Genomic DNA, 8,223 nt, shown 5'->3' with positions numbered 1-8,223 from the left:
GTCAGTGGCACCTCGTAGATGCTGCGGGCATCCTGGGAAGTGACGACGCATTCCACCGGTACATCGCAGAACTCGGACATTTTTTCCTTGAGTCCCGGCGGCAGCGGACGATCGGAGCGGCAAACGAGGATGTCTGGCTGAATGCCGATCGATCGCAGTTCCTTGACGGAATGCTGCGTCGGCTTGGTTTTCATTTCTCCTGCCGCTGGAATCCACGGCACCAGCGTCACGTGCATGTACAGGACATTGCGCCGTCCGACTTCTTTACGAAACTGGCGAATGGCTTCCAGAAACGGCAGCGATTCAATATCGCCGACTGTACCGCCAATCTCAGTAATGACTACATCGGGATTTGTGTTTTTGGCAACGCGCAGAATCCGCTCTTTAATTTCGTTGGTAATGTGCGGAATCACCTGCACGGTGCCGCCCTGGTAGTCTCCTCGCCGCTCTTTGTTCAGGACTGCCTGATAGATTGAACCCGTCGTAACACTGTTCAGCCGCGACATCGAGGTGTCGGTGAAGCGCTCGTAGTGTCCCAAATCCAAATCGGTTTCGGCTCCGTCTTCCGTGACGAAAACCTCTCCGTGCTGGAACGGACTCATCGTGCCCGGATCGACGTTGATGTAAGGATCGAGCTTGAGAATCGACACAGAATAGTCCCGCGACTTAAGCAAGCGACCTAAGCTAGCAGCGACAATGCCTTTGCCAATGCTGGAAACTACACCGCCTGTGACGAACACAAACTTTGTCATAACTGTTGAGAATGGAGAGAAGCCGGAGTATCCAGTTCATTCTGCCACATCAGTGTAAAGTCAGGAGCGGCAGTGGGGACTAGCCAAGGAGATAACTCAAGTAGTTGATCGCCTCCGTCAGCTGTGGCTAGTCCCGCACTGCCTGAGTTTAAACGCGAGCCGCTGAATCGCTCGTTGTCTCCATTCCGTCTGTAACGCGGTGAATCCGAGCACCCAACTGACGCAGTTTTGCCTCCAGGTTTTCGTAGCCGCGATCGAGGTGATGTAATCCTTCGATCGTAGTCATGCCCTTTGCAGCCAGCGCTGCCACTACCAACGCGGCTGAGGCTCGCAAATCGGTTGCAAGGACAGGCGCACCCGAGAGGAATGGCACACCTCGGACGATCGCGTGGTTGCCCTCGACGCGGATGTCGGCACCCATGCGGCTAAGTTCGGCAACATGGCGCATCCGATTCTCAAACACAGTTTCAGTGATAACGCTATCGCCGTCGCTCAACGTTAGCAGCGCCATAAACTGCGCTTGCATATCCGTTGGAAAACCTGGGTAAGGCAGGGTTTTGATATCCGTCGCGCTAAGGCGCTCAGAAGCAACGACGCGAAGACGGTTAGGCGCGTCAGGGATAATCTGCACGCCCATTGCCCGCAGCTTGGCAATTACCGCCGTCAAATGGTCAGGCACAACAGGCGATAAACTAATTTCCGACTGCGTAATTGCTCCAGCAACCAAGAACGTTCCCGCTTCGACACGATCGGGAATAATGCTGTAGTCAGTGGAATGCAGGCTAGGCACCCCGGAAATGACGATCGTCTTGGTCCCAGCTCCGCGAATTTTTGCGCCCATTGCCCGACAGAAGTTTGCTAGGTCAACAACCTCCGGCTCCTGAGCCGCGTTCTCGATCGTCGTCTCGCCGTCGGCTAGCGTTGCCGCCATCATCAGCGTTTCCGTCGCTCCAACGCTAGGGTAGTCGAGGTAAATGCGAGCACCTTGCAGCCGCTTGTTTTGTCCCCGGACGCTGGCGTAGACCATGCCGTGGTCAATCTGCACCTCGGCACCCATCGCCTGCAATCCCCGTACGTGCAGATCGACGGGTCGCGCTCCGATCGCGCAGCCGCCCGGTAGTGGAATTCGTGCGACTCCCAACCGAGCCAGCAGCGGACCAATCACAAAAAAGCTGGCGCGCATCTGGCTAACTAGCTCGTAGGGAGCCTTGGAATGAGCGATATGAGCCGCGTTGATGTCGAGACAGTTGCCCTGACGATCGACCTTGATTCCCAGTGCCAGCAGCAGGTTGCCCATTTGATTCACATCCGCCAGCAAGGGCACGTTGCGAATCCGGCAGTCTTGCGAACACAGAATCGCCCCCGCCATGATGACTAATGCAGAATTTTTAGCGCCACTGATGGTGACGTGTCCGCTCAGCGGCTGATTGCCCCAAACTTGCAGAACCGATTTGTCTGGCGTGGGCTGCGAAGAAGGGTTAGGTAGGCTGGGTGAGAGAGTAATGGGTCTGTCCTCCGGGGTTGGTTGCATCAGGTGAGCATTGTCTTCAAATTCGGTTTAGATTCTACCGGAAAGATTCGTATTGTCGAGACGATCTTTGCCGAAACGATCGTCAGCTACCAAGGTACGATCCAACTCAATTTAGCCATTTGTGTACTAAACTAGTTGACAGATGCTTTCACTTGTCCGATTATTATAAATCGCGGCTTCAAAAGCACTGCATGCGGAACTGGCGGAATTGGCAGACGCGCTAGATTCAGGTTCTAGTGGTAGCAATACCTTCCGGGTTCAAGTCCCGGGTTCCGCATCTAGAGAATCCATCTCTCGATGCCTTTATCTGTCTCACGGTAGATGGACTAACGGTTGACCCAACTCTCAGATCTCCTTATACCTCTGCTGTGCCCTTTGGCAAAAGACTAATCAGTCGTAGTTGCCTCTGTAGGGCATTCAGCTTTTACTGTGAGTGGTTCATGCTTACGAGCCTGCAAAATTCATTAGTCAAGCAGATGCGGAAGCTGCATCGGGCAAAGGAGCGACAGCAGCAGCAGCTTTTCTTGCTAGAAGGAACCCACTTACTGGAGGCAGCGTGTGTAGCACAACGGCAACTGGTAACGCTGTGCTACACAGAAGACTGGCAACGACGGCATGCTGGACTTTGGGAATGGGCTGCTCGATCAACTCAGCGCGTCGAATTAGTTAGCCCAGAGGTGCTGCGGGTGATCGCAACGACGGTTGAACCCGATGGGGTGGTTGCCACACTGGAGCGCACATCGACTCCACCGCCCAGCTTTAAGCGGTTGGGTCTAGTCCTGGAAACTGTACAAGACCCTGGCAACTTGGGAACCATGATTCGCACAGCGGCAGCGGTGGGAGCTGACGGACTGCTGGTCAGCGCTGACAGCGTAGATCTCGACCATCCAAAGGTGCTTCGCGCTTCGGCAGGACAATGGTTTCAGCTACCTATGGCGGCTAGTCGTGACTTCAAAGCTGACCTCGCTCGCTACCAACAACAGGGAATGCAGGTGATTGCAACGCTGCCGACGGCAACCCTTTCTTATTGGCAGGTTGATTTGCGGCAGCCAACGTTAATTCTGCTGGGCAACGAAGGAGCAGGGCTTTCTCCAGACCTCGCAGACATGGCCGATCGCCATGTCACGATTCCCCTCAGTTCTGGCGTCGAATCGCTGAATGTGGCGATCGCGGCAGCCCTGATTCTATATGAGGCAAAGCGGCAATGTGAGACAGTGAGGAATACGGAGTAAGGAGTTAATGACTTGGTTTTTCCGGCTGCGATCGGCGTTCGATAAACTGCTCAATATCAGCAACGGCGCGCTCGAAACTGCCGAGATCAAACGATGTTGACCCCGCTGCTTCATGCGCTTCGGTTTGGCGGGACACGGGCTGCTCAGAAGCGTTGGAGGGCTGTAGCGTCTGCTGTAGCTGATCGAGCGATTCGATAAACGCTCTGGCAGCGGTGCGACGCTGTTCTTGCGAATACTGCTCCATACGTGCTCGGCTCCAAAGATGAAGATTAAAAACCAAATTCTGTGCTTAGTGGATTGTGCCATGTCTTGGCAAGCTGGCAAGGCTGGGCTGACCCTCCATAGGTAATGGTTGCATGGCAGACTAGGAAGCAGACTGTAATCTGTGACGATTTAGAGACTAGAACAGGTTCCACCCGCCAGCGACGGGTAAACCCTTCAGGGAATGGGGCAGCGCACTGCCGATTAGAGTACCCCATTCAGGTGAGATACACGCTCATTGCGCAGGAAGTTGTTCGATCGCCTCCAACATTTCACAATAGAAAAGAACGCAGCAGGAGAGATGATGTGAGTCAGGCATTTGATTATGATTTGGTGATCGTTGGGGCTGGCGTTGGAGGGCATGGAGCCGCTCTCCACGCGGTCAGTTGTGGTTTAAAGACAGCGGTGATTGAAGCGGCGGATATGGGTGGCACCTGCGTCAATCGCGGCTGTATTCCGTCGAAGGCGCTGCTGGCGGCATCAGGACGAGTCCGGGAACTGCGGGACACGCATCATCTTAAGACCTTAGGGATTCAGCTCGATCAGGTGACGTTCGATCGTCAAGCGATCGCCAACCACGCTAATGGCATTGTGACCAAGCAGCGAGAAGCGCTGATCGGCAGCCTGAAGCGGGTAGGCGTTGACACGATTCGCGGCTTGGGCAGAGTTGTTGGACCACAAAAGCTGTCTGTGAGCACGCCTGATGGTGAACGAGCGATTACGGCTAAAGATATTATCCTGGCTACTGGATCGGTTCCCTTTGTGCCTCCGGGAGTCGAGCTAGACGGCAAGACCGTATTCACCAGCGACGACGCAGTGCGGCTAGAGTCGCTGCCGCCGTGGATTGCGATCGTGGGTAGCGGCTACATCGGCTTGGAGTTTGCCGACGTTTACTCGGCGCTGGGCTGCGAAATTACGCTGATCGAAGCGATGGATCAACTGATGCCAGGATTTGATCCCGACATTGCCAAGCTGGCGCAGCGTGTGTTGATTACGCCCCGCGATATTGAAACGAAGGTTGGGCTGCTGGCAAAGCGCGTGATCCCCGGTTCTCCAGTGGTGATTGAGCTAGCAGATGCCAAAACCAAGGAGGTTGTAGAGGTGCTAGAGGTCGATGCCTGCTTAGTGGCGACTGGGCGGGTTCCATCAACGAAGGATCTGGGCTTGGACTCCATTGGGGTTGAACTGGAACGCGGCTTCATTCCGATCGACGACCACATGGCAGTGCTGCGCGATGGACAGCCTGTACCGCATCTGTGGGCGATCGGTGACGCAACGGGAAAAATGATGCTGGCTCATGCCGCATCGGCTCAAGGAATTGCAACGATCGAGGCAATCTGTGGACGCCCTCGCTCCGTAGACTATCACAGCATTCCTGCCGCCGCCTTTACGCACCCAGAGATTGGCTTTGTTGGCATGACGGAGCCTGCCGCCAAGGAAAAAGGCAAAGCAGAAGGATTTGACGTGGCTGCCGTGCGCACCTACTTTAAAGGAAACGCTAAAGCACTTGCCGAGGGCGAGACCGAAGGCGTGGCCAAAGTCATCTACCGTCAAGATACTGGCGAGGTGCTGGGTGTGCACATCTTCGGGCTGCACGCCTCGGATTTGATTCACGAAGCGGCTAGCGCGATCGCTCAGCGGCAGTCAATTCAGTCGCTTGCCTTCCTCGTCCACGCCCACCCCACCCTGTCGGAAGTGCTGGACGAAGCCTACAAGCGGGCAGCAACAACCCATTAGCCTCGGTTCACGCCTCCAGTCGTTCACAGCTATTTTTTGCGTATCGCTGTATACGCATGAAGTCTGTGGATTTCCAGAGTTGCGTTACGCTATCAGATAGCACTGAGCATTCCTGGGAGACTCCCTGATTCAGGGACCCCGATCGCCGTGAGACGCTTTCCGATCGCGTCGTCGGTGCTGTACTTCGTTTACTTAACCCCGATCGCTGAATGCACATCCGTCGTCGTCCACCGAATCCTGCCATTGCTGTGCAGGACCTGCGGTACCAAGTGAAAGTACCCAATGCCGCTCCCCGGCACATTTTGGAGGAGATTGTCTGGCAGAAAGAAACGGAAGTCGCTCAACTGCGGGAGCGGACGCCGCTGATTGAGCTTCAGAAGCAGGTGCGAACAATGTCGTCGCCCCGCAATTTCCTTCAGGCTCTAAAGACGGGCAAGACGCAGCCCGCCGTAATTGCCGAGGTCAAAAAAGCCTCTCCCAGCAAAGGTGTGATTCGGGCAGACTTTGATCCAGTGGCGATCGCGCGGTCCTACGAGCAAGGCGGGGCTGCTTGTTTATCAGTGCTCACCGATCGACAGTTTTTTCAAGGCAGCTTCGAGAATCTGGCAAAGATTCGCGCTGTGACCGAGCTACCACTGCTGTGCAAGGATTTTATTCTGTACCCGTATCAGATGTATCTGGCACGAGTGTATGGAGCCGATGCGATTCTGCTGATCGCCGCAATTTTGCCGGATAAAGACTTGAGTTACTTCCTCAAGATTGCAGCGGCACTGGGCATGACGGCGCTGGTAGAAGTTCACACCGTGGAGGAGCTTGATCGTGTGCTGGCGATCGACAACACCGCTTTGGTGGGAGTTAACAACCGCAACCTGGAAAACTTCTCGGTGGATTTGCAGACGACATCCCGCTTAATTGCCGCTCGTAAAGAGGAGTTGAGCTCGCGCGGCGTCACGATCGTGAGTGAGTCCGGGCTTCACACGCCAGAAGATTTGCGCATTGTTGCGGATGCCGGAGCCAATGCGGTGCTAATTGGTGAATCACTAATGAAGCAGCCCGACCCTGGACGGGCACTCTCAGACTTGTTCAACGCCTGAGCGACCTGCGCTCATTCTGTCTTTATTCAACCCACAGGCTAAACTTCATGGAACCGATTCCTCTTCCGTCCCATATTCATTACGAACTGCTGCTTCAGCTGTTGGAACGGCAGACGATGTTTGCGGTCGGACCCAAGTCTGCGATGCAGGAACAGGTTCAACAGCTCATCATTACTCTGCGGAAGGCACTGGCGCAGCAGAAGCAGCTTGAAGAGAACTGCCAGCGCTATCATCGATCGGTCGAGTACCGCTGGTCGCTTAACGCAGCGGCAAGGGGGCAGGACACACCGGAGGATCATCTCAGCGTTCGATCAGAGTAAGCAGCGAATCGCGGAAACTCGTCTCGGATTCCTGCAAATCTGCTATGTTTTTGGGTACTGCAAGCTATCCTGTTTGCAGATCAGGTTGTACTGAGCCTGCATCAACTGACTGTTACTTGCTTTCGGGAGACGTGAGGTGTCTGAACCGAATTTTACGCACAACTCTGAATCGGCAGACCTTGCTCGATCGTCCTTGCAGGACGGTACTCAATTACCGTCAGATGGAGCGCCAGCACAGATGCAGCCCATGAACCTCAACCCACAAGCGTACGAAACACTGCTAGCCGAACTAGCGCAAGCGCGATCGCTGACTCAGGAGCAGGCGGAACGAATTCGCCATCTGGAGCAGGCGCTCGATCAGTCTCTCGCCTCGCTGAAAGAGCTACGGCTAGAGATGGTCGATCAAGCGCTTCTAGAAACGCAGTTGGCATCTACCGAAGAAATTGCCAATATTCAGCAGCAAGCCATCACACGCTTGAAGCAGCAGCTAGCGCAGCAGCAGCAGATGCTTGATGTTCAACTGAGTCAAACTCAGGAGCGTGACCAGACGGTGCAAGGGCTGCTGACTAACTTGGAAGGGCTGACCCAGACGCAGCAGGCGGAAGTTGAACGACTGCGAGGTCAGATAGCGCTCGATCGAGCGGCGGTTCATCAGTACCGCGATCGGCTCGAGAAACAACTCAGCGATTTGCAAGCGACTCATCAAACACAGCAGCAGCGAATTGTGGAGTTGGAGTCTCAGTGCTTATCAGCTCGCGTACTTGCTGCCACGCTAGAGGTGCTGCTGGAGCAGGCGACGATTCACGTTCAAGCCTTATCTCAGCAGGTGCAGACGCCCGCCCTCAGTTCGTTGGATGCGATCGTGCAGCAAGCTCGCGCCGCGTTACAGCATGCGTTCGCGCTGGAATCACCGAACTTGACGACTGCCTCCGACCCAATGGGCGATCGTGCTGCTCACAGCAAGATTAGCAAGTTAGAAGCACAGATCGCAAAACAGCAGACCGCCCAGGCCATGCTGCATCATGCCTGTCAGGAACTTGAAGCGGTGCGCGATTGCCAGCAGATGCGAATTGCGGAACTGGAGAGCCAGACTGCTGACATGCAAGAGCAGATTCTGCGGCAGGCACAGCAGGCCAGCGAGTATGAAACTGCCGTGCAGCACTGGAAAGACTGCTACGTTAACAGCCGCAGTCAGATCCAGCGCTTGAGAGACGTGCTGGAGCGCATCCTGCCAAATCTGCCCGTCGAGATCGTAGACCTTTTAGCCAGCCTCGATGCTGCTCCGTCCGCGATCGA

The 8,223-nt window shown here is 55.1% G+C and carries 8 protein-coding genes and 1 tRNA gene; 6 read left to right on the top strand and 3 right to left on the bottom strand.

Features of this window, described 5'->3' with window-relative positions:
- On the bottom strand, positions 1-752 hold a 752-nt coding region (locus tag H6F43_RS11385; RefSeq protein ID WP_190342881.1), incomplete at its 3' end, for a CTP synthase.
- A 148-nt stretch (positions 753-900) separates the two neighbouring features.
- Positions 901-2,283, bottom strand: coding sequence for a UDP-N-acetylglucosamine 1-carboxyvinyltransferase (gene murA, locus H6F43_RS11380; protein WP_190342880.1), 1,383 nt, complete (start codon positions 2,281-2,283; stop codon positions 901-903).
- Between the two features lie 193 nt (positions 2,284-2,476).
- Between murA and H6F43_RS11375 the strand changes: the two genes are divergently transcribed.
- Together H6F43_RS11375 and H6F43_RS11370 are read left to right on the top strand one after the other, a co-directional pair.
- Positions 2,477-2,560, top strand: a tRNA-Leu gene (locus H6F43_RS11375).
- A gap of 163 nt (positions 2,561-2,723) precedes the next feature.
- Positions 2,724-3,515, top strand: coding sequence for an RNA methyltransferase (locus tag H6F43_RS11370; RefSeq protein ID WP_190342879.1), 792 nt, complete (start codon positions 2,724-2,726; stop codon positions 3,513-3,515).
- Between the two features lie 4 nt (positions 3,516-3,519).
- Here H6F43_RS11370 and H6F43_RS11365 read toward each other — a convergent pair whose 3' ends face one another.
- On the bottom strand, positions 3,520-3,759 hold the full coding sequence (locus tag H6F43_RS11365; RefSeq protein ID WP_190342878.1) for a hypothetical protein: 240 nt from the start codon (positions 3,757-3,759) through the stop codon (positions 3,520-3,522).
- 323 nt (positions 3,760-4,082) lie between these two features.
- On the opposite strand from H6F43_RS11365, the gene lpdA reads away from it, so the two are divergent.
- The 4 genes from lpdA to H6F43_RS11345 form a co-directional block, all read left to right on the top strand.
- Complete coding sequence (lpdA, locus tag H6F43_RS11360) at positions 4,083-5,513, top strand: dihydrolipoyl dehydrogenase (RefSeq protein ID WP_190342877.1); 1,431 nt, start codon at positions 4,083-4,085, stop codon at positions 5,511-5,513.
- Positions 5,514-5,722: 209 nt separating this feature from the next.
- A complete protein-coding gene (trpC, locus tag H6F43_RS11355) occupies positions 5,723-6,607 on the top strand; it encodes an indole-3-glycerol phosphate synthase TrpC (RefSeq protein ID WP_190342876.1) in 885 nt (294 codons plus the stop codon).
- Positions 6,608-6,654: 47 nt separating this feature from the next.
- Positions 6,655-6,927, top strand: coding sequence for a DUF5340 domain-containing protein (locus H6F43_RS11350; RefSeq protein WP_190342875.1), 273 nt, complete (start codon positions 6,655-6,657; stop codon positions 6,925-6,927).
- Positions 6,928-7,063: 136 nt separating this feature from the next.
- Positions 7,064-8,223: hypothetical protein (locus H6F43_RS11345; protein WP_190342874.1), on the top strand; the 1,160-nt coding region annotated here is incomplete at its 3' end.

Source organism: Leptolyngbya sp. FACHB-36 (genome assembly GCF_014695955.1).
Lineage (GTDB): Bacteria > Cyanobacteriota > Cyanobacteriia > Leptolyngbyales > Leptolyngbyaceae > FACHB-36.
This window is presented reverse-complemented; position numbering and strand designations above follow the sequence as displayed.

Bases quoted from the DNA above. Each gene is read 5' to 3' on its own strand.
- murA (WP_190342880.1), bottom strand. From the start codon at position 2,283: ATGCAACCAACCCCGGAGGACAGACCCATTACTCTCTCACCCAGCCTA.
- H6F43_RS11370 (WP_190342879.1), top strand. From the start codon at position 2,724: ATGCTTACGAGCCTGCAAAATTCATTAGTCAAGCAGATGCGGAAGCTG.
- H6F43_RS11365 (WP_190342878.1), bottom strand. From the start codon at position 3,759: ATGGAGCAGTATTCGCAAGAACAGCGTCGCACCGCTGCCAGAGCGTTT.
- trpC (WP_190342876.1), top strand. From the start codon at position 5,723: ATGCACATCCGTCGTCGTCCACCGAATCCTGCCATTGCTGTGCAGGAC.
- H6F43_RS11350 (WP_190342875.1), top strand. From the start codon at position 6,655: ATGGAACCGATTCCTCTTCCGTCCCATATTCATTACGAACTGCTGCTT.